This is a genomic window from Streptomyces sp. SM18 (genome assembly GCF_002910775.2).
GTDB lineage: Bacteria > Actinomycetota > Actinomycetes > Streptomycetales > Streptomycetaceae > Streptomyces > Streptomyces halstedii.
Window position 1 is genome coordinate 2,985,812 of the sequence record NZ_CP029342.1, and the last position, 24,889, is coordinate 3,010,700.

24 protein-coding genes, 1 tRNA gene and 1 pseudogene are annotated in these 24,889 nt (G+C 71.7%); 8 read left to right on the forward strand and 18 right to left on the reverse strand.

The genetic code is table 11. The features are described 5' to 3' along the window. Window positions 1–7: 7 nt before the first annotated feature. Genes B9S64_RS13155 through B9S64_RS13165 form a run of 3 tightly spaced genes read right to left on the reverse strand, consistent with a single transcriptional unit; the run spans window position 8 to window position 3,347 of the window. Window positions 8–892, reverse strand: coding sequence for an SDR family oxidoreductase (locus B9S64_RS13155; protein ID WP_103491852.1), 885 nt, complete (start codon window positions 890–892; stop codon window positions 8–10). Then, window positions 889–1,830 carry an alpha/beta fold hydrolase gene (locus B9S64_RS13160; RefSeq protein WP_103491853.1) on the reverse strand — a complete coding sequence of 314 codons (942 nt, stop codon included), beginning with the start codon at window positions 1,828–1,830 and terminating at the stop codon, window positions 889–891. Before B9S64_RS13160 ends, B9S64_RS13155 begins: the two co-directional genes overlap by 4 nt. After that, window positions 1,827–3,347: an NAD(P)/FAD-dependent oxidoreductase gene (locus B9S64_RS13165; RefSeq protein ID WP_103491854.1), complete on the reverse strand. Its 1,521-nt coding sequence runs from the start codon at window positions 3,345–3,347 to the stop codon at window positions 1,827–1,829. The genes B9S64_RS13160 and B9S64_RS13165 overlap by 4 nt, the downstream gene beginning before the upstream one ends. Window positions 3,348–3,516: 169 nt before the next feature. Here B9S64_RS13165 and B9S64_RS13170 point away from each other — a divergent pair. Then, window positions 3,517–4,134: pseudogene (locus B9S64_RS13170) on the forward strand (MerR family transcriptional regulator); the annotation flags it as partial. Window positions 4,135–4,290: 156 nt separating this feature from the next. Here B9S64_RS13170 and B9S64_RS13175 read toward each other — a convergent pair. Next, on the reverse strand, window positions 4,291–5,106 hold the full coding sequence (locus tag B9S64_RS13175; RefSeq protein ID WP_103491855.1) for an exodeoxyribonuclease III: 816 nt from the start codon (window positions 5,104–5,106) through the stop codon (window positions 4,291–4,293). A 49-nt stretch (window positions 5,107–5,155) separates the two neighbouring features. Here B9S64_RS13175 and B9S64_RS13180 point away from each other — a divergent pair, with 49 nt between their 5' ends. Continuing rightward, window positions 5,156–5,635 carry a GNAT family N-acetyltransferase gene (locus B9S64_RS13180; protein WP_103491856.1) on the forward strand — a complete coding sequence of 160 codons (480 nt, stop codon included), beginning with the start codon at window positions 5,156–5,158 and terminating at the stop codon, window positions 5,633–5,635. 8 nt (window positions 5,636–5,643) lie between these two features. Here the strand turns inward: B9S64_RS13180 and B9S64_RS13185 are convergent, their stop codons facing one another. The 9 genes from B9S64_RS13185 to galU form a co-directional block, all read right to left on the reverse strand. Then, the gene (locus B9S64_RS13185) at window positions 5,644–6,417 is read right to left on the reverse strand and encodes an SAM-dependent methyltransferase (RefSeq protein WP_181012330.1); all 774 of its coding nucleotides are present in this window, start codon (window positions 6,415–6,417) and stop codon (window positions 5,644–5,646) included. 152 nt (window positions 6,418–6,569) lie between these two features. Continuing rightward, window positions 6,570–7,241: a hypothetical protein gene (locus B9S64_RS13190; RefSeq protein ID WP_103491858.1), complete on the reverse strand. Its 672-nt coding sequence runs from the start codon at window positions 7,239–7,241 to the stop codon at window positions 6,570–6,572. A gap of 287 nt (window positions 7,242–7,528) precedes the next feature. After that, window positions 7,529–7,602 (reverse strand) — tRNA-Ala (locus B9S64_RS13195). 86 nt (window positions 7,603–7,688) lie between these two features. Beyond that, complete coding sequence (gene glpR / locus B9S64_RS13200) at window positions 7,689–8,861, reverse strand: gephyrin-like molybdotransferase receptor GlpR (protein ID WP_103491859.1); 1,173 nt, start codon at window positions 8,859–8,861, stop codon at window positions 7,689–7,691. A 124-nt stretch (window positions 8,862–8,985) separates the two neighbouring features. Beyond that, window positions 8,986–9,669 carry a GNAT family N-acetyltransferase gene (locus B9S64_RS13205; RefSeq protein WP_258037905.1) on the reverse strand — a complete coding sequence of 228 codons (684 nt, stop codon included), beginning with the start codon at window positions 9,667–9,669 and terminating at the stop codon, window positions 8,986–8,988. A gap of 17 nt (window positions 9,670–9,686) precedes the next feature. After that, window positions 9,687–10,214: a molybdenum cofactor biosynthesis protein B gene (locus B9S64_RS13210; protein WP_103491860.1), complete on the reverse strand. Its 528-nt coding sequence runs from the start codon at window positions 10,212–10,214 to the stop codon at window positions 9,687–9,689. A gap of 41 nt (window positions 10,215–10,255) precedes the next feature. Next, window positions 10,256–10,756, reverse strand: coding sequence for a cyclic pyranopterin monophosphate synthase MoaC (moaC, locus tag B9S64_RS13215; protein WP_093530766.1), 501 nt, complete (start codon window positions 10,754–10,756; stop codon window positions 10,256–10,258). 123 nt (window positions 10,757–10,879) lie between these two features. Continuing rightward, on the reverse strand, window positions 10,880–12,223 hold the full coding sequence (gene glp, locus B9S64_RS13220) for a gephyrin-like molybdotransferase Glp (protein ID WP_103491861.1): 1,344 nt from the start codon (window positions 12,221–12,223) through the stop codon (window positions 10,880–10,882). A 4-nt stretch (window positions 12,224–12,227) separates the two neighbouring features. Continuing rightward, entirely contained in the window at window positions 12,228–13,130 is a 903-nt protein-coding gene (gene galU / locus B9S64_RS13225; protein WP_103491862.1) for a UTP--glucose-1-phosphate uridylyltransferase GalU, read from the reverse strand. Between the two features lie 106 nt (window positions 13,131–13,236). On the opposite strand from galU, the gene B9S64_RS13230 reads away from it, so the two are divergent. Next, window positions 13,237–13,845 carry a 5-formyltetrahydrofolate cyclo-ligase gene (locus B9S64_RS13230; protein ID WP_181012331.1) on the forward strand — a complete coding sequence of 203 codons (609 nt, stop codon included), beginning with the start codon at window positions 13,237–13,239 and terminating at the stop codon, window positions 13,843–13,845. Between the two features lie 126 nt (window positions 13,846–13,971). Here B9S64_RS13230 and B9S64_RS13235 read toward each other — a convergent pair whose 3' ends face one another. Next, a complete protein-coding gene (locus B9S64_RS13235) occupies window positions 13,972–16,716 on the reverse strand; it encodes a penicillin acylase family protein (protein WP_103491864.1) in 2,745 nt (914 codons plus the stop codon). 243 nt (window positions 16,717–16,959) lie between these two features. On the opposite strand from B9S64_RS13235, the gene B9S64_RS13240 reads away from it, so the two are divergent. From B9S64_RS13240 to B9S64_RS13260, 5 genes are all read left to right on the forward strand, one after another. After that, a complete protein-coding gene (locus B9S64_RS13240) occupies window positions 16,960–18,540 on the forward strand; it encodes a potassium/proton antiporter (RefSeq protein ID WP_258037906.1) in 1,581 nt (526 codons plus the stop codon). 383 nt (window positions 18,541–18,923) lie between these two features. Beyond that, window positions 18,924–20,204, forward strand: coding sequence for an MFS transporter (locus B9S64_RS13245; protein ID WP_103491866.1), 1,281 nt, complete (start codon window positions 18,924–18,926; stop codon window positions 20,202–20,204). Window positions 20,205–20,270: 66 nt separating this feature from the next. After that, window positions 20,271–20,609 carry an FmdB family zinc ribbon protein gene (locus B9S64_RS13250; RefSeq protein WP_028441387.1) on the forward strand — a complete coding sequence of 113 codons (339 nt, stop codon included), beginning with the start codon at window positions 20,271–20,273 and terminating at the stop codon, window positions 20,607–20,609. Between the two features lie 129 nt (window positions 20,610–20,738). Further along, the gene (locus B9S64_RS13255) at window positions 20,739–21,611 is read left to right on the forward strand and encodes an S-methyl-5'-thioadenosine phosphorylase (protein ID WP_103491867.1); all 873 of its coding nucleotides are present in this window, start codon (window positions 20,739–20,741) and stop codon (window positions 21,609–21,611) included. Window positions 21,612–22,019: 408 nt separating this feature from the next. Next, window positions 22,020–22,646 (forward strand): RcpC/CpaB family pilus assembly protein, encoded by a 627-nt coding sequence (locus B9S64_RS13260; protein ID WP_103504990.1) that lies wholly within the window; start codon window positions 22,020–22,022, stop codon window positions 22,644–22,646. A 27-nt stretch (window positions 22,647–22,673) separates the two neighbouring features. Here B9S64_RS13260 and B9S64_RS13265 read toward each other — a convergent pair whose 3' ends face one another. The 4 genes from B9S64_RS13265 to B9S64_RS13280 form a co-directional block, all read right to left on the reverse strand. Next, entirely contained in the window at window positions 22,674–22,898 is a 225-nt protein-coding gene (locus tag B9S64_RS13265) for a hypothetical protein (protein ID WP_103490116.1), read from the reverse strand. A 154-nt stretch (window positions 22,899–23,052) separates the two neighbouring features. Continuing rightward, a complete protein-coding gene (locus B9S64_RS13270; RefSeq protein ID WP_103490115.1) occupies window positions 23,053–23,457 on the reverse strand; it encodes a hypothetical protein in 405 nt (134 codons plus the stop codon). Next, window positions 23,454–24,284, reverse strand: a complete 831-nt coding sequence (locus tag B9S64_RS13275) for a ubiquinol-cytochrome c reductase iron-sulfur subunit (protein WP_103490114.1) — start codon at window positions 24,282–24,284, stop codon at window positions 23,454–23,456. Before B9S64_RS13275 ends, B9S64_RS13270 begins: the two co-directional genes overlap by 4 nt. Next, window positions 24,281–24,883 carry a 4Fe-4S dicluster domain-containing protein gene (locus tag B9S64_RS13280; RefSeq protein WP_028441392.1) on the reverse strand — a complete coding sequence of 201 codons (603 nt, stop codon included), beginning with the start codon at window positions 24,881–24,883 and terminating at the stop codon, window positions 24,281–24,283. The genes B9S64_RS13275 and B9S64_RS13280 overlap by 4 nt, the downstream gene beginning before the upstream one ends. Window positions 24,884–24,889 lie beyond the last annotated feature (6 nt).

Below are 24,889 nucleotides of genomic sequence, written 5' to 3' on the forward strand. Positions count from 1 at the left end.
ATTTCGATCAGTTACGCTGCGCTCGCGCCTCCTGGTCCGCCGCGCCACCGGCCCCCACGAGCCCCTTGCTGACGCCGTCCAACCGCCCCCCGAACCGATGCATCTCGCGCTGCCCGACGACCCCGATCACCGACGGCAGGTACCCGCGGACCGACTGCATCCCGCGCAGCCACCACTGCCCGTACACATGCGCGGAGCGCCGTTCGACACCGGCCACGATCCGGTCCACGGCCGGGCCGAGCGGGTAGGTGCGGTTGGCGGGCCAGGGCAGCCGCTGCCGCAACTCCCGCATGACGTCGTCCTCGTCGGCGCCGCGCACCATGTCCGTGTCGGTCCAGGACAGATAGCCGACCCCGACCTTCACCCCCCGGTAGCCGACCTCGGCCCGCAGGCTGTGCGCGAACGCCTCCACGCCCGACTTGGAAGCGCAGTACGCGCTCATCATCGGCGCCGGGGTCATCGCCGCCAGCGACGCTATCTGGAGGAAGTAGCCGCGGCTCTCCATGACGATCGGCAGGAACGCCCGCGCGGTGACCGCGCCGCCGATGAGGTTCACCTCGATGACCCGGCGCCAGGCGACGGGGTCGGAGTCCACGAGCGGACCGCCCGTGGCGACACCGGCGTTGGCGACGACGACGTCGATCTTCCCGAAGCGCTCCTTGACCTCACGGGCGACCTGGACCATCGCCTCGTGGTCGGTGACGTCCGCGAACCAGTGGTCGCTGTCACCGTGCAGCCGCTCGGAGACCTTCTTCAGCTCGTCGGGCTCCAGCCCGACCAGCGCCAGCTTCGCTCCCCGTGCCGACAGCTTGCGGGCGAGCAGTTCGCCCACACCGCGTGCCGCGCCGGTGACGACGACGACCTGACCTTCGAGACTCCGCCTGCCGCTCATGCGACCTCCTCCTCGCTCACGGCCTCGGCCGCACTGTCCACAGTGACGTACAGGGCCACCAGCTCGCGGAGCTTCGCGGTGACCACTTCGGGCGCCTCGACCGGCGTCATGTGCCCCATTCCCGTCAGCTCGGTGAGACCGAGGCTGTGCGGCAGCGCGGCCTCTATGGCCCGTGCGTGCACGGGGGGCGTCAGCCGGTCGTCCGTACCCGCTATGACCGCGGTCGGCAGCCTCAACTCCCCTATGCCCGCCCGGAGGTCGAGCTCCGCGAGCACATGCCCCCAGGCCACGCGCGCCCTGCGGGGGCAGGCGTGCACGATCCTGGCGCAGGTGTCCACCCGGTCCGGGGCGGAACCCCTCCCCATCGTCGCGTACTTGAGGACGGACCTGGAAACCGCGTTCACCGGTCCGAGTGGTGCCCGCGCGCCGAGGATCGCCCCGGTCATCCGGGTCCGCAGCGCACCGGCCCGCATCGGCAGGACCCGCGCTTCGGCGGTCAGCCGCGAACTGCCGGTGCTGCACAGCAGGGCGGCCGCGCCGTGCTCGCGTACGGCGTCCCGGCCGGCCGCCGCCATGAGCGTCATCCCGCCCATGGAGTGACCGGCCAGCACCGCCTTCCGGCCGGGCGCGAGGGTGCCCCGCAGTACGGCTTCGAGGTCGTCGGCGAGCGCCCGGGTGCTGTACCCGCCGTGACCCGCCCCGGGCGTACGTCCGTGGCCCCGCTGGTCGTAGACGACCACCCGGTGGTCGGCCGCCAGGTCGCGTATCTGCGCGTCCCAGAAGCGGGTGTTGCACGTCCAGCCGTGCGACAGGACGACCGCGGGGGCCTCCTCGGGGCCGTACAGCTCGACGTGTATGCGCGAGCCGTCGGCGGAGGTGACGGTCAGTTCGCGCGCGGGCACGGGCGGGGCGTCCACGCGGTGCGGCTGCCGGCTCATCGGACGGCCTCCTCGGCCACGGCCCGGAGGCGGCCGTCCGGTACGGGCGGCCGCACCACCTCGTACTCCGCGAGGTCCACCGAGCGGGTGGCCCGGCGGAACTCGGCGGTGGTGCCCGGCCAGACGGTCGTGTTGCGGCCGCTGGAGTCCAGGTACCAGCTGGTGCAGCCCCCGGTGTTCCACACGGTGCGCTTCATCCGGTCCTGGACCCGCCGGTTCCAGGCGCCCACGGCGGAGGGCCGGGCGGCGAGGGCGACCCGGCCGCCGAGGACGTCCAGTTGGCGCAGGTAGTCCGCCATGTAGTTGAGCTGCGACTCGATCATGAGGATCATCGAGGAGTTCCCGAGCCCGGTGTTGGGGCCGATGATCGTCATCCAGTTAGGGAAGCCGGCCGCGCTCGCGCCGCGCAGCGACTCCATGCCGTCCTTCCAGGACTCGGCGAGCGTGATGCCCTCGGCTCCGACGACCCGGTCCGCGATCGGCATGTCCGTCACATGGAAGCCGGTGCCGAGGACGATGACGTCCGCCTCGGTCTCCGTACCGTCGGAGGCGACGAGGGTGGAGCCGCGCACCTCGGCGAGGCCGGAGGCGACCACGTCCACGTTGGGCTCGGCGAGCGCCGGGTAGTAGGCGTTGGAGAGCAGGATGCGCTTGCAGCCGATGCGGTACGAGGGGGTCAGCTTGGCCCGCAGCAGCGGGTCCCTGATCGCGCGGGCCATGTTGGCCTTGGCTATCTTCTCCACGAGCCCGAGCTGGTCGGGGTGCTTGGTGAAGGCGCCCACCTGCAACTCCCGGATGGCCCACAGCAGTCCGCGGCGCGCGGTACCGGTGAAGGGGAGCGTCCGGTGCAGCCACTTCTCGGGGCCGCTGATGGCGCGGTCCATGCGCGGCATCACCCAGGGCGGGGTCCGCTGGAAGAGGGTGAGCCTGCGGGCCCGCGGCTGGATCTCCGGCACGATCTGGATGGCGGAGGCGCCGGTGCCGATCACGGCGACGCGCTGGCCCGCGAGGTCGTGGCCGTGGTCCCAGCGGGCCGAGTGGAAGACCTTGCCCGGGAAGTCGGCGAGTCCCGGTATGTCGGGCAGCTTGGGGTCGGAGAGCGGACCGGTCGCGGAGACGACGACGTCGGCGGTGAGCGTGGTGCCGTTCGCCGCGTCGATCACCCAGTGCAGCGCGTCGTTGTCCCAGCGCATGAGGGTGACCTCGTGCTCCAGCCGGATGTGCGGGCGCAGCCCGAAGGTGTCGGCCACCCGCTCCAGGTAGGCGCGGATGTGCTCCTGTCCGGAGAAGGTGCGCGGCCAGTCGGGGTTGGGCGCGAACGAGAACGAGTAGAGGTGGGACGGTACGTCGCAGGCGCAGCCGGGGTAGCTGTTGTCACGCCAGGTGCCGCCCACGGAGGCGGCGCGCTCCAGGACGACGAAGTCGGTGATGCCTTCGCGGCGCAGCCGGACCGCGGCCCCGAGGCCCCCGAATCCGGATCCGATCACCGCCACTCGTACGTGCTCGTGCTGGGCCATGCTGCCGCCTCCCCGCGGTACGTCACACGACTCTGCCAGCAATCACTGGCATGGTTGGGAGGGTAGAGCAGCGCCGTACCGATGGGTAGGGGGCGTACCAAGGAAAGTTACCGGCGGTACAACATAGGGTTCGGCTGTGGCCGAAAGACGCGAGCACCGCGAGTACCGCATGGAGGAGCTGGCCGAACGGGCCGGCATCACCGTGCGCACCCTGCGCTTCTACCGCGAGCGGGGGCTGATCCAGCCACCACGCCGCGAGGGCCGCATCGCCTGGTACGACGACCACCACCTGGCCCGGCTGCGCACCATCACCGGGCTGCTGGAACGCGGCCACACCCTCAACGGGATCGCCGATCTCGCCGCCACCTTCGACAGCGGCCGCGACGTGGCGGAGGTGCTGGGCCTGGGCGAACCGACGGAGGAGACCCCGGTACGCCTCACCCCGGAACAGCTCGCCGACTACTTCGCGGGCGAGGCCACCGCGGACAACCTCGCCGCCGCCATGGAGCTGGGCTACCTCGGCACGGACGGCGACACGATCGTGCACATCAGCCGCCGCCTGCTGGACGCGTCGTCGGAGCTGGTACGGACAGGGGTGCCGCTCGCCTCGGTGCTCTCGGCGGGCCGCCTGGTCCGCGAGCACGCCGACGCCCTGGCCGAGCTGTGCGTACGCGTCCTGCGGGCCCACACGGCGGACACCGACCAGGACCAACTGCGCACGCTGGCACACGCGGTGGTGGACGCCGAGCTGTCGATGGCCCTGGACCGCCGCCTCCGCGACAAGGACGCGGACCCGGGCACCGCACGCGGGGAGCACACACCGGCGGCCGAGGCGTCCCCGACACAGGAGCGCACGCCGGTGGCCGACGACGGAGCACAGCCGAACGGCACCGGCACCGCCACAGGCACCGGCCCCGGCCCCGAGGCAGACGTCCCGTAACGGTCAGCGCTCGTAGGAGACCGTCACCGGCGCGTGGTCGCTCCACCGCTCGCCGTGCGTGGCGGCCCGCTCCACCCACGCCTTCACCGCGCGCCCCGCGAGACCCTCGGTCGCCACCTGGTAGTCGATCCGCCAGCCCGCGTCGTTGTCGAACGCCCGCCCACGGTAGGACCACCACGAGTACGGCCCTTCCTGGTCGGGGTGCAGCGCGCGGACCACGTCCACGTACGCCGCCTCCTCGAAGACCCGGGTGAGCCAGGCGCGCTCTTCAGGGAGGAAGCCGGAGTTCTTCCTGTTGGCCTTCCAGTTCTTGAGGTCGGCCTCCTGGTGGGCGATGTTCCAGTCACCGCACACGAGCACCTCGCGCCCCTCGGCGGCGGCCCGCGCCTTGAGCCCCTCCAGGTACGGCAGGAAGGCCGCCATGAAGCGCTCCTTCTCCTCCTGCCGCTCCGTACCGACCTCACCGGAGGGCAGATACAGGCTGGCGACGGTCACTCCGGGGAGGTCCACCTCCACATAGCGCCCGCTGGTGTCGAATTCCTCACTCCCGGGGACGCCGAACCCACCGAATCCGATCTGCACGCGTTCCGGCGCGAGCCGCGTGTAGAGGGACACCCCCGCACGCCCCTTGGCCGCGGCCGGAGCGTGCACGGTGTGCCAGCCCTCCGGGTCGCGCACCTCCTCCGGAAGCTGGTGCGGCTCGGCGCGCACTTCCTGGAGGCAGACCACGTCGGCCTCGGACTGCGCCAGCCATTCCACGAAACCCTTCTTCGCGGCGGCGCGGAGCCCGTTAACATTTGCGGAAGTAACAGTCAGCATCCCGAAACAGTACCTACATCACCCCACGCATAGACGTACGATGATTCGCATGATTATTCAGCCTCGCCCCTTCGACCACCCCGACGCCGTCAAACTCAACGACCAGGTGCAGCTCGAATACGCGGCGCGCTACGGCGACGAGGGCGATCTCACACCGCTCGCCCCCACCATGTTCGACCCGCCTCACGGTCTGTACCTGCTCGCCTACGACGAGCAGGACCGCCCGGTGGCGACCGGTGGCTGGCGTTCCCAGGACGCGAACGCCGAGGGCTACTCCGACGGCGACGCCGAGATCAAGCGCATGTTCGTGGTCCCTGAGGGCAGGGGCCAGGGCCTGGCCCGCCGCATCCTCGCGGCCCTGGAGGCCGACGCGACGGCGGCCGGCCGCACCCGCATGGTTCTGGAGACCGGCGACCAGCAGCCGGAGGCGGTCGCCCTCTACACCTCCTGCGGCTACGAGATCTGCACGAAGTTCGGCTACTACCGGATGTACGACAGCAGCATCTGCATGGCCAAGCCGCTGGGCTGAGGCTTCCGTCAGGGAACCCGGGCCACCCCCACGTAGAACCCGCTGCGCTCGTACACCGGCGCGGGCTGCTCCTGGTACCACTCGGGCGCCGTCACCAGCCCCGGATCCACCAGCTCCAGCCCCTCGAAGAACGGCTCGACCTCGGCGCGCGTACGCATCCGGAGCGCGATGGCCCCCTTCTTGTACGCGGACTCGGTCTCCCGCCTCAGCTCCGGGTGCTGGTCGGCGGTCCCGTGCGAGAGGACCAGGTAACTGCCCGGCGGGAGGGCGTCGACCAGGGTGCGGGTGATGCCGTACGGCTCCTGGTCGTCGGGCAGGAAGTGCATCAGCGCGATCAGGGACAACGCGACGGGCCGGCCGAAGTCGAGCGTCCGGGAAGCCCGTTCGACGATGGCCATGGGCTCGCGCACATCGGCGTGGATGTAGTCGGTCACCCCCTCCGGGCGGCTGACCAGCAACGCCTCCGCGTGCCGCAGGACGATGGGGTCGTTGTCCGCATAGACGACCCGCGCGTGCGGCGTGACGGCCTGGACGACCTGGTGGAGGTTGGGTTCGGTCGGGATCCCGGTACCGATGTCCAGGAACTGATCGACCCCCTGCCGCGCCAGCCAGGCGGACGCGCGATGCATGAACGCCCGGTTCCGCCCCGCGTTGGCCCGCGCCTCCGCCGGCAGCCCCTCCCCGACCTCCTGGTCGACCGGGTAGTTGTCCTTGCCGCCCAGCAACCAGTCGTAGACGCGCGCCGGATGCGGCTTGCTGGTGTCGATGGGTGAGCTGGGCATACCGGAACCGGCCGTCACAGGACGCTCCTCCGAAGGAACCACGAGCAGAGAACGCCACACCCGACCTGCCCGTCAACCCTCAACTACGGTCACCGACAAGGCGGATGAGCAGGAACAGCCTAAGCGGTCCTTCACGGGACCCGGCACGTGCTTCAGGAACCGGAATGCTCGGTCCGCATGCGGCCGTCGATTCTCCGGATGACCTCGCGCAGCGCGTCGTGCGAAACCCAGGGAATCCAACGCGTCACATGGGTGGACAGCGCCGCAGGCTGCGGAAAGTTCACGAGTACCGACTGGGCATCGGCTGCCAGGCGGGAGAACGTCTCACCGCAGAACGGATGCTCCGCTTCGACGAAAGCCATGACCGAGTCGGACAGCGAGGGGTACTCGCCGTCATAGATCCAGTTGGCGCCGAACCCGATGAGCTCGGGAAAGCGCGCCGCCGCCTCCCAGTCCGCCAGAGGCAGATCGGCGAATCCGGCGTCCGGTTCCTGGTCGACCGCCCTGATCAGGCCGGCCAGCGTGCGCAGATACTCATCCCCCGGAGCACCGTCTCGCGCCTCGCCCAACCGTTCGGTGAACGTACGTGGGAAGAATGCCGCACCCTCCGACCTCAACAGGTCGGCCGTGTGGTCCAGCAGGGCGGCAACGGACGCGACGGGAAGCAGCCAGCGCGATGTGTCGGCGGCACACGTGGTGCGGACGAAGCGCCTCAACTCGTCGTCCAGGTCGAGGGCGCCCTGCGACTGCTGGGCACGCAGTGCTGTCTCGACCACGCGTCCGACCGGCCCGTCGTTGAAGAGGGCACCGGTGTGCGAGATCACGCCGCGATCATCTCCATGAAGAACGTCCGAGGGCTTCGACTCCGGCCCTCACCCTACGGACGTCCAGCCGCCCCCTGTCCGCTGCCAGGGGTTGGTGCACACCAGCGAGCTCAACGCCCCGGCGGCAGCCAGGCACCCGCCCGACAACCCGCCAGACCCGATACACCGCCATCCACCACCCCGAACAGGCATCGAACGACCCTCGAAACGACGAAGATCCCGCCCGATCTTGCGATCGGACGGGATCTCGTCACCATTCCTGAACTAACTCAAGAACAGTCGTGCGGTGGACCTGTGGGGATTTGAACCCCAGACCCCCTCGATGCGAACGAGGTGCGCTACCAGACTGCGCCACAGGCCCTTGCAACGAGTGAAACTCTAGCACCCTCACCGGGGTGCCCGGAAATCCGATCCCGGCAGGTCACCGAGTCGGGCCCGGCGGCCGTCTCACTCGTTGGCCGCGCGGGGCCGGTCCTCGTCGTCGTACTGGTCGAAGAGGGGCGTCCGACCGCGCTCGCGGGCTCGCTTGGACTGGGGACCGCGGCGGCGGGGGGCCGGGTCCGCCTCGGGCTGTACCGGGTGCGAGGTGCCCGTCTGGGACGGTTCCGCCGTGCTGGAGCGGGCCGCGCTCCAGGTCTCCGGGTCACCGACCTCCACCCCGCCCGTGGCGCGCGGGGCGACGGGGGCGGTGACATAGGTCGGCAGCGGGACCGGGACCGGCTCCCAGCTGTCGCCCTGGGCCGGGCCGCGTTCGCGCTGCTGGTCCACCCACTCCGCGTGGTCCGTCTGCTCGACGAGCGCACGACGGCCCGCTTCCTGCGGGGAGACCGTGGGAGCGGGGGCGGGGTGCCCCGCCTCGGGCTCCTCGTCGGGCTCGGCGGGAGCCGTCGCCGTGGGCTGGTGCCTGCGCGGGCGGCTCTCACGGAGCCGCTGGGCGGCGACCTCGGCCCGGCGCCGGTCCATGGTGAAGACGAACCGGCGGCGTTCCTGCCCCCGCAAGTGCACGATGTACGCGCTCAGCAGGACGGCCGGGACGGCGGGGGCCCAGAGGAACCGGAGCCCGCCGACCGCCGCGACGATCGCGCCCAGCGTGAACGCCATGAACAGGACCGTGGTCGTACGCCGGCGGCGTGCCAGGACCTGGGAGCGCCGGGCGCGCCGCTCGCGCTCCGCTTCCCCGCCGGGCGTACGCGGGCGCCGGGCGGGCGCGGGTCGCGCCTCCTCGCGCGGGCGTGCGTCGGCCGGGTATTCGGGGTATTCGGGTGCGCCGCCGTGCGCCGGGTCGTACAACCGGGCTTCGGTGTGTGCCGGGGGCGCGGAAAAGGCCCGGACGTCGACGGACTCAAGTCGGTCCGTGACGGCATCCGGGTCCACGTCACCAGGCGCCTCCCCGGCCTCCCGCCCCTGAAGCTCCTTGGCGTACCGGCGCTCCATGGCTGCCCGTCCGGACAGCAGCCGGATGGCAGTGCTGAAGCGTTCCGTCGGACGGGCCTCATTGAGCTCGTCCTGCCTGCGGAGCCACATCGGCACCAGGTAGGCGGCCCAGGCACCGACGATGACTGCGTAGATGAGGCCGCTGCTGCTCACGCTCACACCGTAGAGGGGTTTGCACGGCGGCATCCGCCAATTGGCCCGGTGTGTCGCACGATCCGGCAGATATCTCGGACTTTTTTTGCGATTCTTCCGATCAGCTGCCGACGCCGGCGGGGCGAATCAGGGTCATTGTGCGATCAAATTCGAACACTTATTGCATTTCCCCGGAGCTTCGCGGTGAGTTCGAGGTCTGCTGGGCCTGCTGGGTCTGTTGGGGCTGCGGCGTCGGTGATGCCTGCGGGCTGTCCTGGCGCGCCCCGCGCCAACGACGGAGCAGCCCGTCGGGCACTTCCTCCGCGGTGAGGGCGTAGATCAGGTGGTCCCGCCACGCACCGTCGATGTGGAGATAGCGGGGCCGCAGCCCTTCCTCGCGAAATCCGAGTTTCTCCACGACCCTGCGGCTCGGCCTGTTCTCCGGCCGAATGCACACCTCGATCCGGTGCAGTCCGACCGTACGGAAGCAGTGGTCGACGGCGAGGGCCACCGCGGTCGGTACGACCCCGCGTCCCGCGACGCCCTGGTCGACCCAGTAGCCGACATGCCCCGAACACATGGAGCCCCAGGTGATGCCGGCCACCGTCAACTGCCCGACGAGGCGTCCCTGGTACTCGATGGCGAAGGGCAGCATCCGGCCCCCGTTGGCCTCGGAGCGCAGGTGCCGGACCATCTGACGGTAGGTGGGGCGCTGGGCCATCGGGCCACCCGGGGAGGGCGGCGGCACCGTCGCTTCCCAGGGGCGCAGCCAGTCGCGGTTGCGCCGGTTGACCTCGCGCCACGCGCGCTGGTCCCGGAGCTTTATCGGGCGGAGGGTGATCTCACCGTCGGTCAGGATCACCGGCCAGGTCGGGACGTTCAGCTCGGGCTCCCCGGTCGGGGGTGGTCGCCGCCGCGCATCTGGTCGACGGCGTGCACCAGCAGACGGCCCAGGACCGCGAGCCCGTCACGTACGCCGCCGGTCGAGCCGGGCAGGTTCACCACGAGGGTGCCCTCCGCGGTGCCCGCGAGGCCCCGGGACAGGGCGGCCGTGGGTACCGTGTCGCGTCCCTCCGCCCGGATCGCCTCCGCGATGCCCGGGATCTCCCGGTCGATGACACGACGGGTGGCCTCGGGGGTGCCGTCGGTGGGCGAGACGCCCGTACCGCCGGTGGTGACGATCACGTCGTAGCCGGCCGCCACACCGGCCCGCAGGGCGGCCTCGACCGGATCGCCGTCCGGGACGACCTGGGGGCCCTCGACGGCGAACCCGAGGACCGTGAGTCCTTCGGCGACCAGCGGGCCGCCCTTGTCGGGGTAGACACCGGCCGAGGCGCGGTTGGAGGCGGTCACGACGAGGGCGCGGTAGCCACCGGCCGCCGAAGCGCCTCCGGGGCCGGCCGCCAAAGCGCCTCCAGGGCCGCCCGCCGCCGCACTTCCTGGGCCGCTCACGCCTCGGCCCCCTCCGGCGCCGGGCGCCGGTAGTCGCCGGACACGCCGCCGGACTTCGCCTCGACCCGGACGTCCGTGATCACCGCGCTCTTGTCGACCGCCTTGACCATGTCGATCACCGTGAGCGCGGCGACCGAGACGGCGGTCAGGGCCTCCATCTCGACGCCCGTACGGTCGGTGGTCTTCACGGTGGCCGTGATCTCCACCGCGTCGTCGGCGACGCCCAGATCGACCTTCACACCCGAGACGGCCAGCGGATGGCAGAGCGGGATCAGCTCCGGCGTCCGCTTGGCCCCCATGATCCCGGCGATCCGCGCGGTGGCCAGCGCATCGCCCTTGGGAACGCCTTCTCCCCGCAGGAGTTCGACGACACGCGGCGACACGAGGACCCGGCCGCTCGCCCGCGCCACCCGGGACGTGACGTCCTTCTCCGACACGTCGACCATGCGGGCCGCGCCCGCCTCGTCGATGTGCGTCAGCCTGTTCTGCGTACTCAACTCACTCCGCCTAGCGGTAGGGCGCCGGTCGCCCCCACCGGCCGCACAGGCGTGCGGGCCGGGGGTCCGGGGGCTTCCCCGGGAGGGCGCGGCGCGAGATACGGTACCGCCACCACGGGCCCGTCAGCGGAGGAGGATCACCTCGGTCTCCGTGCCGGGCTCGGTTGAGGTCATGTCCTCGGGCAGCACGATCAGCGCGTCGGCCTGGGCCAGGGCGGCGACCAGATGCGACCCGGGACCGCCGACCGGTGTCACGGTGCCGGCCTCGGCGTCGTACCTCCCGCGGAGGAACTGGCGCTTGCCGGACGGCGAGGAGAGCGCCTCGTCCACACTCAGCGTGGCCCGGACCCTGGGGCGGTGGACGTCGTCCAGGCCCATCAGGGTGCGGATCGCCGGCCGGACGAACAGCTCGAAGGAGACGTACGAGGACACCGGGTTGCCCGGCAGGGCCAGCAGCGGCGTGTGGTCCGGGCCGATCGAGCCGAAGCCCTGCGGCTTGCCGGGCTGCATGGCGAGCCTGCGGAAGTCCACACCGGGGCCCGCCGCGTCCTCCTCGGTGTCCGGGTCGCCCTCCGCGTCCCGGGGCGCGTGCCCGACCGACGACAGGGCCTCCTTGACCACGTCGTACGCGCCGACGCTCACCCCGCCCGTGGTGACGACGAGGTCGGCCCGGATCAGCTGGTCCTCGATGGTGGCGCGCAGGGCCTCGGCGTCGTCGGCAACGGCGGCCACCCGGTAGGCGATCGCCCCGGCGTCCCGGGCGGCGGCCGTGAGCGCGAAGCTGTTGGAGTCGTAGATCCGTCCGCCGGTCAGCTCCTCGCCCGGCTGCGCCAGCTCGCTGCCCGTGGACAGGACGACGACACGCGGGCGGGGCCGTACCTTCACCGACGCCCGGCCGATCGCGGCGAGCAGCCCGATCTGCGCGGGGCCGACGACGGATCCCGCCGGCAACGCCAGGTCCCCCGGGCGTACATCGCTGCCCCGGGCCCTGACGTGGGCGCGGGGCTTCACCGGCCGGTGGACGCGGACCTCGCCGCTCGCCCCCTCCGGGGCGTCGCTGTGGGCGCGCATGGCGGTGGCGGGGCCGCCGCCCGTGCCGCCGTCCGTCCACTCGACCGGGACGACCGCCTCGGCGCCTTCCGGCAGCGGGGCGCCGGTCATGATGCGGGCGGCCTCACCCGGGGCGACGGCCCGGCCCCCGGGCAGACCGCCGGCGCCCGCGGCGACGTCGCCGACGACGGTGAGGACGGCCGGGAACTCCTCGCTCGCGCCCTCGACGTCGGAGACCCGGACCGCGTAGCCGTCCATCGAGCTGTTGTCGAAGGGCGGCAGCGCGACCTCCACCACGACGTCCTCGACCAGGACGCAGCCCTGGGCGTCGGGCAGCTGCAACTCGATGGGCTCCAGCGGCCGCACGGCGGCGAGGATGTCCTCCAGGTGCTCGTCCACCGACCAGATGGTGCTCACGCTCCTACAACTCCTCGGCGACGTACCGCTTCAGCCAGGTCCGGAAGTCCGGTCCCAGGTCCTCACGTTCGCACGCCAGTCTGACAATGGCACGCAGATAGTCGCCGCGGTCGCCGGTGTCGTAACGGCGGCCCTTGAAGACGACGCCGTGCACCGGTCCGCCGATCTTCTCGTCCTCGGCCAGCAGCTGGAGCGCGTCGGTGAGCTGGATCTCGCCGCCGCGGCCGGGACCGGTCCGCCGCAGTATGCCGAAGACGGCGGGGTCGAGGACGTAACGGCCGATGACGGCGAGGTTGCTGGGGGCGTCGGCCGGGTCGGGCTTCTCCACCAGCCCCGTGACGCGCACGACGTCGCTGTCCGCGGTGGCCTCGGTGGCGGCACATCCGTACAGGTGGATCTGAGCCGGATCGACCTCCATGAGGGCGACGACGCTGCCGCCCTCCCGCTCCTGGACCTCGATCATCCGGGCGAGCAGGGGGTCCCGGGGGTCCATCAGGTCGTCGCCCAGGAGGACGGCGAACGGCTGGTCGCCCACGTGCGGGGCGGCGCACAGGACGGCGTGGCCGAGTCCGCGCGGATCGCCCTGCCGGACGTAGTGCATGGTGGCCAGGTCGCTGGACTCCTGGACCTTGGAGAGCCGTTCGGCGTCCCCCTTGCGGGTCAGCGCGGATTCCAGCTCGTAGTTCCGGTCGAAGTGGTCCTCCAGGGGACGCTTGTTGCGACCGGTGATCATCAGCACATCGGAGAGGCCCGCCGCGACCGCCTCTTCGACGACATACTGGATGGCGGGCTTGTCGACGACAGGCAGCATCTCTTTGGGAGTGGCCTTGGTGGCCGGCAGGAACCGGGTGCCGAGACCTGCAGCTGGGATGACAGCTTTGCTGATCCTGGGGCGCGACTGAGTCATGCGCAGAACTGTAACGGGTGCCTATGGGCGGAAGATGAGCGTCCGGTTAACTTCGCACTCATACAACCCGATACACGAGGTATGTGAGCACCCGTTGAACGACGACATGTCCAGAAAAACGCTGCTGCGGAGCGAACTGCTGGCCGCCCGGCGCCTCCTGACGTCCCAGGACGTGCGGGACGCCGCCGAGCTCATGTCCTCGGCCGCCGCGGCCCTCCCCGAACTGGCCGGCGCCCGCACGGTGGCCGCCTACGTGTCCGTGGGGCGCGAGCCGGGGACGCACGCGCTGCTGGACGACATGCGCGCCCGGGGCGTCCGGGTGCTGCTGCCGGTCCTGCTGCCCGACAACGACCTGGACTGGGCCGTCTACGAGGGTACGGAACACCTCCTGCCCGCCGGACGCGGCCTCCTGGAACCGCACGGCGAGCGGTTGGGCCCCGACGCGGTCCTCGCCGCCGACGTGGTCCTGCTGCCCGGCCTCGCCGTGGACCGGCGCGGGATGCGGCTGGGACGCGGCGGCGGGAGCTACGACCGGGTACTGGCCCGGCTGGCGGCTGCCGGGGCGGATCCCGCCCTGGTCGTCCTGCTCTACGACGACGAGGTGGTCACCCGGGTCCCGGACGAAGCGCACGACCACCCCGTGGACGCCGTGATCACGCCGACCGCCGTACGGCGCTTCCTGCCCCGGGGCCGCACGGAACCCCAGGACACCTGAGAAGTCCAGGACACCTGAGAAGTCCAGGACACCTGAGGAACCCAGGAGGCCCCGGGGCATCGCGCCCCGGGGCCTCCCGCTGTCCTGCGGTCCTGCGGTCCCGCTGTCCCGCTGTCCCGCGAAGCCCTACGGCTTCTTCAGCGTCAGCGTGTCGACCGTGGCCGTGTCCACCGCGCCCGTCCCGTAGGACCAGTCGAGCAGTTCACCGTTGACCCACTTGTCGGTCTGGTCGGTGTAGTGCGCGCTGAACGCGTGTCCGGAGGCACCCGTGAGGTTGATCCAGCGGGACTTGTCCCAGTCCCCCACGTTGACGACCATCCGCATCGACGGGACCCAGATGACGCCGTAGCCGCCCGCCGCGTTCCACCCGGTGGCGTTGACCGCCGCCTCGCCGCCGCCGAGATTCCAGGGGCCGCGGTTGAGCGCCCGCTGGAGCAGGTCGGGGCCCTCGGTGCCGAGCGTCTGGTTGCGCAGGGTCAGCTGGTGCAGCCGGCCCCAGCTCCATGTGCTGATGTCCTTGCCGAGCTTGGCGGTCAGCTCCCAGCGCGCGTCCTCCATGGCGCGGGCGAAGAGCTGGTCACGGCCGTCGATGGCCTCCTCGCGGCCCTGGGCGGGCGCCTTCCACCACTCGTTGTCCGTGTCGTCGAGGATCGACTCGACGACCTCGTACCAGCGGTCGCCCCCGTCCGGCTGCGCCGCGTCCGGTGCGCGCTGACCGCACTCCCGTACGAACTTGTCCTGCTCGTCCACGGGTCCGCTGCCGGCGGCGGGCCGCACGTAGATGCAGTCGCCCTTGGCGCGGAGCTCCTTGGGGAGCTTGTTGCCGAAGGCCAGCTTGAGGATGTTGCGCCAGACACCGTTGAAGTACGCGGCCGCGGCCGAGTCGGACTCCTGGGTGTAGTCCCAGCCCTCCAGAAGCTTCTGCGCCTCGCGGATGCTCGTGTCGGAGATGTTGATCTTGAGCAGCTTCGGCACCAGCTTCGCGGCGATCGCGCTCTGGTTGTCCATCTGCATCGACTGCATGTCGTCGGTGGAGACCTTGCCGCCGTCGTCGATCTTCTTCTGGATGAGGTCGTTGATGCGCTGGCTCCGGGTGCCGTAGCCCCAGTCCTTGGTGAGCATGTGCTGGTAGCTGTCGTCGATGACCGCCTGGTTGGCGGTGACGATGTACCCGCGCTTCGGGTTGTACTCGTACGGCAGCTCGTCGAAGGGGATCGGGTCCTTCTCCCAGCCGTACTCCGAGGACCAGCCCGGACTCGGCATCGTGCCGTCGCCCTTCAGGCGGACCGGGATCTTGCCGGGGGCCTGGTAGCCGATGTTGCCCTCGGTGTCCGCGTAGATGAGGTTCTGGGAGGGCACCTCGAAGTGCGAGGCCGCCGCCCGGAAGCTCTTGAAGTCCTTGGCGCGGTTGAGCTCGAAGACGGCGTCCATGGACTTGCCGGGCTCCAGCGCGGTCCACTTCAGGGCGATCGCGTAGCCGTCGCCCCGGTCGGGGGCCGCGTTGGCGACGGGGGCCTTCTTGCCGACCTTGGCCAGCTCGCCGCTGCGGTCGGAGACGAGCGGCCCGTTGTTCGTCTCGCGGACGGTGATCTTCCGGCTCTTGCCGCCGGCGACCTTGATGGTCTCGTCGCGGGTGTCGAACGCCTTGGTCTTGCCGTCGTACTGGTAGCCGTCGGCCGAGACCTTCTCCAGGAAGAGGTCCGTGACGTCGGCGCCCAGGTTGGTGAAGCCCCAGGCGATGTCCTGGTTGTGACCGATGATCACACCGGGCATGCCGGAGAAGGTGTAACCGGCCGTGTCGTACCGGCAGTCCTTGGAGACCTCCCGGCAGTGCAGCCCCATCTGGTACCAGAGGGAGGGCAGCATCGGCGCCAGGTGCGGGTCGTTGGCCAGCAGCGGCTTGCCGGTGGTGGTGTGCTCGCCGTCGACCACCCAGGAGTTCGACCCGATGCCGTTGCCGTTCGGGCCGAGCAGCGCGGGGATCTCGTCCAGGGTGCGGGAGAGGGCGGAGAGCTGGGTGTTCAGGCCGTCGGCCGCGTCCGTGGCGGTGTCCCCGCCGATGTTGTCCGACGGCTCGGCCTCCGGATCGAACTCACCGGTGACCGGGGAGACGGCGCCCTTCTCGACGATCGGCTTGTTCTTCTTGTACGGGTACTCCGGGTACAGGTCCCCGATCTGCTTCTCGGTGAGCCTGCTGGTCAGCAGCGAGCGGTCGATCTCGTCCTGCATGTTGCCGCGCAGGTCCCAGGCCATCGCCTTCAGCCAGGCGACCGAGTCGACCGGGGTCCACTCGGTGGGCTTGTAGTCGTTGGTCAGGCCGAGCGCCGCGTACTCGACGGAGATGTCCTTGCCGTCCTTGCCCTCCAGGTAGGCGTTCACGCCCTCCGCGTAGGCCTGGAGGTTCTTCTTGGTGTCCTTGTCCAGGACTTTGTCGTACTCCTCCTGGGCGACCTTGCGCCAGCCCAGGGTGCGCAGGAAGGCGTCGGTGTCGACCTGGCCCGAGCCGAACATCTCGGAGAGCCGTCCGGCCGTCATGTGGCGGCGGACGTCCATCTCCCAGAAGCGGTCCTGGGCCTGCACGAAGCCCTGGGCGCGGAAGAGGTCGGCGTCGGAGTCCGCGTAGATCTGCGGGATCCCGTAGGCGTCGCGCTTGACGTCGACGTCACCGGTCAGGCCCTTGAGTTCGAGCGTGCCGGTGGTCTGCGGGTAGGAGGCACGGACCGTGGAGACGGACCAGTACGCCCCATATCCGACACCCGCGACGAGCGCCAGCACCAGGACGATCACGAGCAGGCGAGCGCGTCGCCCCTTCTTCCTGCCTTTTTTCTTCGCATCAGAAGAACCGGAAGGGGCGGTTGTGTTGGCGGGCATCGCTGTCCTTCGAGGGGCAGGGCGGTCCTGGGAGTGCAGGAGCAACCATAGGCGCCCCGCAGAAGCCACTCGGACGCGGTACGGGGATGCACCCATCTGCGCCGTGGTCGTACGAACGCTCGAAGGCGTCAAGAAAGCGTTAAAGATTAGGTAAGGTAACGAAGTACTGGCCGCCGGAGGCCGATCCGGAAGGCGTACGCAGGGAAGGAACGGACCCTGACTGTCCACACGCTCAACGAGCTTCTGCTCGCCTGCTCGCTCGTCCTGCTGGTCGCCGTCGTGGCGGTGCGCCTCTCGTCGCGCAGCGGGCTTCCCAGCCTGCTCCTGTACCTCGGCATCGGCATCGCCCTGGGACAGGACGGCCTCTTCGACGTCAAGTTCGACAACGCCGAACTGACCCAGGTGATCGGCTACGCCGCCCTGGTCGTCATCCTGGCCGAGGGCGGTCTGGGCACGAAGTGGAAAGAGGTCAGGCCGGCTCTCCCGGCGGCCGCCCTGCTCTCGACCGTCGGCGTGGGCATCAGCGTGGGCGTCACCGCGAGCGCGGCACACTACCTCGTCGGCCTGGACTGGCGTCAGGCACTGATCATCGGCGCCGTCGTCTCCTCCACCGACGCCGCGGCCGTCTTCTCCGTCCTGCGCAAGGTCCCGCTCCCGTCCCGCATCACGGGCGTCCTGGAGGCCGAGTCCGGCTTCAACGACGCCCCCGTGGTCATCCTGGTGGTCGCCTTCTCCGCCGTGGGCCCGGTGGAGCACTGGTACGTCCTGATCGGCGAGATAGCCCTGGAGCTGGCCATCGGCGCGGCCATCGGGCTCGCGGTCGGCTGGCTGGGCTCGTACGGGCTGCGCCATGTCGCCCTGCCCGCCTCCGGGCTCTACCCGATCGCCGTCATGGCCATCGCGGTGTCCGCGTACGCGGCGGGCGCCATGGCCCACGGCAGCGGGTTCCTCGCCGTCTACCTGGCCGCGATGATCCTCGGCAACTCCAAGCTGCCGCACTGGCCGGCCACCCGGGGCTTCGCCGACGGGCTCGGCTGGCTGGCGCAGATCGGCATGTTCGTCCTGCTCGGCCTGCTCGTCACCCCGCACGACCTGGTCGACGACTTCTGGCCCGCCGTGGTCGTGGGGCTGGTCCTCACCGCCGTGGCCCGGCCGCTGTCGGTCTTCCTCAGCCTCGCGCCGTTCCGGCTGCCACGGCGTGAGAAGGCCCTGATGTCCTGGGCGGGGCTGCGCGGCGCGGTCCCCATCATCCTGGCGACCATCCCCATGGTGTCCGGGATCGAGGGAAGCACCCGGGTCTTCAACATCGTCTTCGTCCTCGTCATCGTCTACACGCTGATCCAGGGGCCGACCCTGCCTTGGCTCGCGAAGGCGCTCCGGATCGCGGACGACCGGTCCGAGGCGTCCGACCTGGGCATCGAGTCGGCCCCCCTGGAGCGGTTGCGCGGGCACCTGCTGTCCGTCGCGATCCCCGGGAAGTCGAAGATGCACGGTGTCGAGGTCGGTGAGCTGCGGCTGCCCTCCGGAGCGGCCGTCACCCTCGTCGTACGGGACGGCACGAGCTTCGTACCCGAGCCCGCCACGGTGCTCCGGCGCGGGGACGAACTGCTGGTCGTCGCCACCGACCCGGTGCGCGACTCCGCCGAGGCACGGCTGCGGGCGGTCGCCGAGGGCGGCAAGCTGGCCGGCTGGCTGGGCACCGGCAAGGACACCGGGCCGGAGGTCGTCGCCCCGCTCGTGGACGTACCGCACGTGGTCAGACTGGCGAAGAAGCTCGGCAAGGGCGGCGACGGCCGTCCGGACGGCACCAAGGCCCGCCGGTGAGCGGGGGTGTGGTCCGGTCGGTGATCAGGGCCCGCGGCCCGGTGAGCGGGGGCGGGGCCCGGTGACCCGAGGCGGGCCGGGTGATCGGAGGCGGGGCCGGGCGTCCCGTACGCGATCACAGGCGCCCCGGGTCGCGTACCTGTAACATGAAGGATTGCTACATGATCTACTCGATCTGATCGAGATCGACCAACTCTGCCTGACGCAGAGCTGGCGCGACCGTATGGCGGTCGTGGCGTCCTTTCGCCTCTGGAGCGAGCGCCCGGCATCTACCGCAGTCCCGCGCGAAGAGGACAGCTCTCGGCAGCTTCCGGACGAGCTCGGCACCCCGGTGCCGGCATCCCCCGGGGGCACGGCCACCAGGCGGCAGAAAGGCATGGACCGTGGCGACCACGGTCTCCGACCGCCCCGGTTACGGGCAGTTGCTGCGCACCCCGGGTGCGTGGACCTTCCTCCTCCCGGGCTTCGCGGCCCGGCAGCCCTTCGCGATGCTGACCATCAGCATCGTGCTCCTGGTGCAGCACACCACCGGCTCGTACGGCAGCGCGGGCGCCGTCGCCGCCGTCTCCGGTGTCTCGATGGCCCTGTTCGCGCCGCAGAGCGGCCGGCTCGCCGACCGGTTCGGCCAGCGGGCGGTGCTGCTGCCCGGCGTCCTGGTGCACGCCGCGTCCGTCGCGGTGCTCACGACGCTCGCCCTGGCCCACGCGCCCCTGTGGGCGCTGTTCCTGGCGGCCGTGCCCACCGGGGCGTCGATCCCGCAGATCGGGCCGATGGTCCGGGCCCGCTGGGCCGCCCGGCTCGGCGCCGCCCCGGGACGTCCGGCCTCCCCGCTGATGGCGACGGCCGCCGCCTTCGAGTCCGTGACGGACGAGTTCACGTTCGTCGTCGGACCGGTGATCGCGACGGCGCTGTGCACCGGCGTGCACCCGGCGGGCGGGCTGGTCGCGGAGGGTGTGCTGACCCTCGTCGGCGGCCTCGTCTTCGCCGCCCGGCGCTCGACCCAGCCCGCCGTCCGGGGCGCCTCGACCACCGCCGCCCCGCACCGCTCGGCACTCACCGTCCCGGGGGTCCGGGTCCTGGCGATCACCTTCCTGGGCATCGGATCCGTCTTCGGGGGCATGCAGGTCTCCCTGACCGCGTTCTCCGAGGAGATCGGCCGCCCCGGGGTGAACGGGCTGCTGTACGGGGTCTTCGCGGCCGGCAACATGCTCGCCGGGATCGCCTGCGGGGCCATCGCCTGGAAGAGCAGCCCCCGCCGTCGTCTGATCATCGGATACATCGCCCTGACCGTGACCGCGTCCGGCCTCTGGGCCATGCACTCCGTGGTGCTGCTGGCCGGCCTCGGACTGCTCGTGGGGCTCTGCATCGCACCCGCTCTGATCAGCGGATACACCTTGGTCGACGCCCTGGTTCCGCCGTCCGCCCGGACCGAGGCCTTCACCTGGCTGACGGGCGCGGTGGCACTGGGCCAGGCGGCCGCCGTCACGGTGGCCGGACAGCTCGCGGACGCGAAGGGGGCGAGCACCGGATTCCTGGTGCCGCTGGCCGGTACGGTACTGGCCCTGGCGACCCTGCTGACCCTGCGTTCACGGCTGGTACCGCGCTCCGAAGGGCGGACAGTGGCACGTGGGATCGGTCACCGCGGGCCGGTCACGGTGGACTGACGGGCCGGAATACGTCAGTATGGAGCGTCGTTAGCACTCATTGAGTGAGAGTGCCAGGAGGAGCAAGTGCCGACCTATCAGTACCAGTGCACCGAATGCGGCGAGGGCCTAGAGGCGGTGCAGAAGTTCACCGATGATGCCCTGACCGTGTGCCCGAGCTGCGAGGGACGCCTCAAGAAGGTGTTCTCGGCGGTCGGCATCGTCTTCAAGGGCTCCGGTTTCTACCGGAACGACAGCCGTGGCTCCTCGTCGAGCAGCGCACCGGCCGCGTCGTCCGCGAAGACGTCCGGTTCCTCGTCCACCACCTCGTCGTCCTCGTCGGGTTCGGACGCGAAGCCCGCCGCCTCGGCCGCCTCCTCGACGTCTTCGTCGTCGGGCTCGTCGGGCGGCACGTCCGCCGCCTGAGGCCTCGGCCTTCCGCAGGAGCCGTCCAAGGATTCCGCCCCGGGACCCCGCTTCCGATCTGACGACCGGACCGCGGGGTCCCGGTCGTGCGCCCGGCCGGGGACGCGGGACAGCCCTTAGGGTGATCGCATGGCGAACGCGGATACGGCTACGGGCACGGTTACAGGCACGGCTACGGCGGACATCGGGGTCATCGGCGGATCAGGGTTCTACTCCTTCCTGGAGGACGTGACCGAGGTCCGTGTGGACACGCCGTACGGCGCGCCGAGCGACTCACTCTTCCTGGGCGAACTGGGGGGCCGCCGGGTGGCGTTCCTCCCCCGGCACGGCCGCGGCCACCACGTACCGCCGCACCGCATCAACTACCGCGCCAACCTCTGGGCCCTGCGCTCGGTGGGCGTACGCCAGGTGCTCGGCCCGTGCGCCGTCGGCGGCCTGCGCCCGGAGTACGGACCGGGCACCCTGCTGGTGCCCGACCAACTGGTGGACCGCACGAAGGCCCGCGTGCAGACGTACTACGACGGCGAGACCCGGTCGGACGGGGTGGCCCCCCAGGTGGTGCACCTGGGCTTCGCCGACCCGTACTGCCCCGAGGGGCGCAAGGCCGCCCTCGCCTCGGCGCGCGGCCGTGACTGGGAGCCGGTGGACGGTGGCACCCTCGTCGTCGTCGAGGGCCCCCGCTTCTCGACCCGCGCCGAATCGCGCTGGCACGCCGCGATGGGCTGGTCGGTCGTCGGGATGACGGGCCACCCGGAAGCGGTGCTCGCCCGTGAACTGGAGCTCTGCTACACGTCGATGACGCTGGTCACCGACCTGGACGCGGGAGCCGAGGCGGGCGAGGGCGTCAGCCACGACGAGGTCCTGAAGGTGTTCGCGGCCAACGTGGACCGGCTCCGCTCGGTGCTGTTCGACGCGGTCGCGGCGCTGCCGGCGCCCGAGGACCGCGACTGCGTGTGCGCGCACGCGCTGGACGGCGTCGAGACGGGCGTGGTGCTGCCCTGACACCCCCGCCTGGCAGCGGCCGGCGGCCGGGCGCCCGAGGTGCGGGGGCCGGAGTGGCCGAGGCGCGTCGGCCGGGGCGTGGCGCTTGCTCCGTGGGCGCTCGGGTGTGGGCGGTTGGGTGTGGCGGTTGGGTGTGGGCGCTCAGGTGTGGGGCGGTTGGGGTGGGTCAGCGCGGCTGACTCGTGTGGCGGCGGCGTGGGTGCCCGCGTCGCGGGCGGTGTCACCACTCGGTGGACGGTGTCACCCTCGGTGGGCGGTGTCACCCTCGGTGGGCGGTGTCACCACTCGTACGGGTCCCCGAGTTGTCCACATCGTGTGGACCGTCCACAGGCCTCAGCACGATTCCGGCCGCCGGTGCAGGGTGAGGGAGTCCGCGTCCGCTCCTCCACTCACGCCAGGTGGTGCCCCATGTTCCCCTCGGTGCCCGACACCCGTCCCGCGCCTCCCGCTCCCTGCGGGATGCCGCCCTTCGCGCCCCTGCGAGTGCGTGGCGGCGGCGGAGGCCGCCTGCGGCGCGTGCTGCGGCGGCAGCGCCGCGCGTTGGCGGCCGGGTCCGCCCTGTCCTGCGCCTTACTCGCCGTGTCAGGGCTCGGGGGTTCTCCTCCGGGAGGCGCGGGCCCGGCCGGGGAGGAGGGCAGAGCCACCGTCGCGGGCGACGCCCGACCGGTCGAGCCCGAGCGGCGTCCGGTCCGGCTGGTCGCCGCCCCGGTGCGCATCGCCGACGCGGCGACCGTCCGGCTGCTGCGTCCGGGAGACCGCGTCGATGTGCTCTCCACGCGGGACGCGGACGCACGGTCCTCGGACACCGGGCAGGACACCACCGCGCGAGCCCGCCTGGTGGCGCGGGACGTACGGGTGGCTCAGGTGCCGGGGCGTGCGGACGGTCCGGACGCGGGCCTCGGGGAGCCGGACGGTGGCGCGGAAGCGGGAGACGGAGGCTTGGTCGTCCTCACCGTGGGGCGTGAGACCGCGGCGGCGCTGGCCGGTGCCGGCGCCTCGGGACGGCTCGCCGTGGCGGTGTCCCATGGCCACTGAGCGCACGTGTCCCGACAGCGGGGCCTGTCAGACGTGGTGGGGCGGCTTCTCGTCGAGGAAGCGAGCCAGATCGGCGGCGCCACCGCCCGAGGGAGCCCGCTCACCCCATCCCTGGTCCGTGTCGTCCGATGACTGCCGGTCCAGCGGATCGTCGAAGAACAGCGCCTGCCTCGGCTCGGCCTCCGGCGGCTGCTGCTCCTGCGTCTGCGTCGGCTGCGGATCTCGCGGTCCGGGGGCGGGGGCGGTGCTCATGGTCCCAAGGGTACGGCGGCCGCCCCCAAGGGCACGAAAGCTACTTCCAGAAGCCCGGAGGCCCTCCCCCGGGGCAGGGCGGCTGCCTCCCGGAGCTGGGCGGCGGCTACCTCGCCGGGCAGGGCAACTGTCTCCAGGGGTGCGAGGGCACCGCTCAGCGGTCCTTCGGGTCGAGCAGCCACAGTCCCAGAACGACGAGGAAGGACAGACAGAGAAACCCCGCACCCCACCAGGCCGTCGCGGTCCGGCCCTCCATCCACACGTTGACGACCACCGTCAGCGCCCAGAGCTGGCCGACGACGACGCTCATCGCCAGGACCACCCGGGCCGTCAGCTTCGCCGAGCGTTCGGGTTCCTGCTCGGTTCCCGCTCCGGGCCCCGGCCCGGTGTGGCGCACCCTCGGGTCGCCCCAGCCGCTGGTGGGCCGGATCTGGGGATAGCGCTCGTGGACGGGACGGTTCAGTTGGGGGTGGGCGCTGCCCGGGTGGTAGTCCGGATACCGCGTCCCGGCGGGGTCGGGAGGGCGCGGTGGCTCGACCGGGTCCAGAGGCTCGGTCATGCCCGCCTCCCCGGCGCCATGGCCTCGGACACGACCGGAGCGGGCACCGGCGCGGGCGGGGCGAGGACCGGCACGGCCGGAGCTGGGCCCTGTGCGGGCGAGGCTGGGACCGGTGCGAGTCGGGCGGGCGAGGCTGGGACCGGCGCGGGCCGGGCGGGCGGGCCACCGGGGGCCAAAGCGGCCGGGCCCTCCGCACCGCCCTGGGTGCCGGGGCAGCCGATCCGGGCGGCGAGGGCCGGGTCGTCGCCGAGCTGGCGGCAGAGCCCCGCCTCGATGCTCTCCCCCGAGCGGGTGGTGCCCACGGCCCAGACGCTGCCGTCGTCCAGCTCGGCCAGCACCACCTTGGGCAGACCGCGCGGCGGGGGCCCGGCCGTCACCTCCCCGGTGCGGGCGTCGAAGACCCCTTCGTGGCACGGGCAGTACAGTTCCCCCTCCGCGCCCCGGTCCTTGCGCCACAGCACCGCGCAGGCGAGGTGGGTGCAGACGGCCGAGTAGCCGACGAGGGTGCCGTCGTCCATCCGTACGGCCAGCGCCCGGTCCTCGTCACCGGGGTAGCGGAAGGCGAGGGATTCGCCGGGCAGCAGGCGCGGGGCGATCCGCTTCGGCTCCGGTGCCTTGCCGCCCGGCTCCTCCCCGTGCCGCCGGAGGATCCCGCCGGCGACGCCCAGGCCGCCCACCGCGAGACCGCCGGAGACCGTGGCGACGATCCGGAGGTAGTCGCGCCGGGTGGTCGGTGAGTCGGCGGCGATCCTGTCCCGCAGGGCGTTGCGGGGGTCGCCGTCGGGGTTGTCGTCGCTGCCCGGCTGCTGCTGTTCGGTGACGCTCATCGGCGGACGTCCTCCCCGTTGATCTCGACGACCGGGAGTCCGCCCGGCACCGGCCACCGGACGCGTTCCGCGGGCACGACCATGGCCGCGCCCGTGCGGACCTCGCTCTCGCCGAAGACGAAGGTGTCGGCGATCTGGACGCCCGGACGCTCGGCCTGGAGCTCCTCGGCGGTCCCGTAGAAGAGGGCGCCGGTCGGGCAGACGGTGGCGCACATCGGGGCGAGCCCGTAGGCGGTGCGGTCGTAGCAGAGGTTGCACTTCATCTGGAGCTTCGCCTGGAGGTCGATCTTGGGGACGCCGAAGGGGCAGGCGTTGACGCAGTTGGCACAGCCGATGCAGCGGGTCGTGTCGGCCTGCTGCACGACGCCGTCGGCGGTCACCAGGATCGCGTCGGCCGGGCAGACCTCCGCGCAGGGGGCCACCGGGTCCTCGCAGTGCATGCAGACCGTGGGAAGGGAGGCGACGCTGTGACCCTCGTCGGTGTAGTCGAGGTGGATCATCGACTTGCCCCGGTGGGAGTCGCATTCGCGGCAGGCGGAGACACAGGCCTGGCAGCCGATGCAGCGCCCCGGGTCGATGAACATCGTTCTGCCCATCATCGGGGC

Bases quoted from the DNA above. Each gene is read 5' to 3' on its own strand.
- B9S64_RS13175 (WP_103491855.1), bottom strand. From the start codon at position 5,106: ATGCTGACTGTTACTTCCGCAAATGTTAACGGGCTCCGCGCCGCCGCG.
- B9S64_RS13280 (WP_028441392.1), bottom strand. From the start codon at position 24,883: ATGATGGGCAGAACGATGTTCATCGACCCGGGGCGCTGCATCGGCTGC.
- B9S64_RS13185 (WP_181012330.1), bottom strand. From the start codon at position 6,417: ATGCCCAGCTCACCCATCGACACCAGCAAGCCGCATCCGGCGCGCGTC.
- glpR (WP_103491859.1), bottom strand. From the start codon at position 8,861: ATGCCGCCGTGCAAACCCCTCTACGGTGTGAGCGTGAGCAGCAGCGGC.
- B9S64_RS13230 (WP_181012331.1), top strand. From the start codon at position 13,237: ATGTCCAGAAAAACGCTGCTGCGGAGCGAACTGCTGGCCGCCCGGCGC.
- B9S64_RS13265 (WP_103490116.1), bottom strand. From the start codon at position 22,898: ATGAGCACCGCCCCCGCCCCCGGACCGCGAGATCCGCAGCCGACGCAG.
- B9S64_RS13255 (WP_103491867.1), top strand. From the start codon at position 20,739: ATGGCGAACGCGGATACGGCTACGGGCACGGTTACAGGCACGGCTACG.
- B9S64_RS13155 (WP_103491852.1), bottom strand. From the start codon at position 892: ATGAGCGGCAGGCGGAGTCTCGAAGGTCAGGTCGTCGTCGTCACCGGC.
- galU (WP_103491862.1), bottom strand. From the start codon at position 13,130: ATGACTCAGTCGCGCCCCAGGATCAGCAAAGCTGTCATCCCAGCTGCA.
- B9S64_RS13275 (WP_103490114.1), bottom strand. From the start codon at position 24,284: ATGAGCGTCACCGAACAGCAGCAGCCGGGCAGCGACGACAACCCCGAC.
- B9S64_RS13180 (WP_103491856.1), top strand. From the start codon at position 5,156: ATGATTATTCAGCCTCGCCCCTTCGACCACCCCGACGCCGTCAAACTC.
- B9S64_RS13160 (WP_103491853.1), bottom strand. From the start codon at position 1,830: ATGAGCCGGCAGCCGCACCGCGTGGACGCCCCGCCCGTGCCCGCGCGC.
- B9S64_RS13235 (WP_103491864.1), bottom strand. From the start codon at position 16,716: ATGCCCGCCAACACAACCGCCCCTTCCGGTTCTTCTGATGCGAAGAAA.
- B9S64_RS13270 (WP_103490115.1), bottom strand. From the start codon at position 23,457: ATGACCGAGCCTCTGGACCCGGTCGAGCCACCGCGCCCTCCCGACCCC.
- B9S64_RS13165 (WP_103491854.1), bottom strand. From the start codon at position 3,347: ATGGCCCAGCACGAGCACGTACGAGTGGCGGTGATCGGATCCGGATTC.
- B9S64_RS13260 (WP_103504990.1), top strand. From the start codon at position 22,020: ATGTTCCCCTCGGTGCCCGACACCCGTCCCGCGCCTCCCGCTCCCTGC.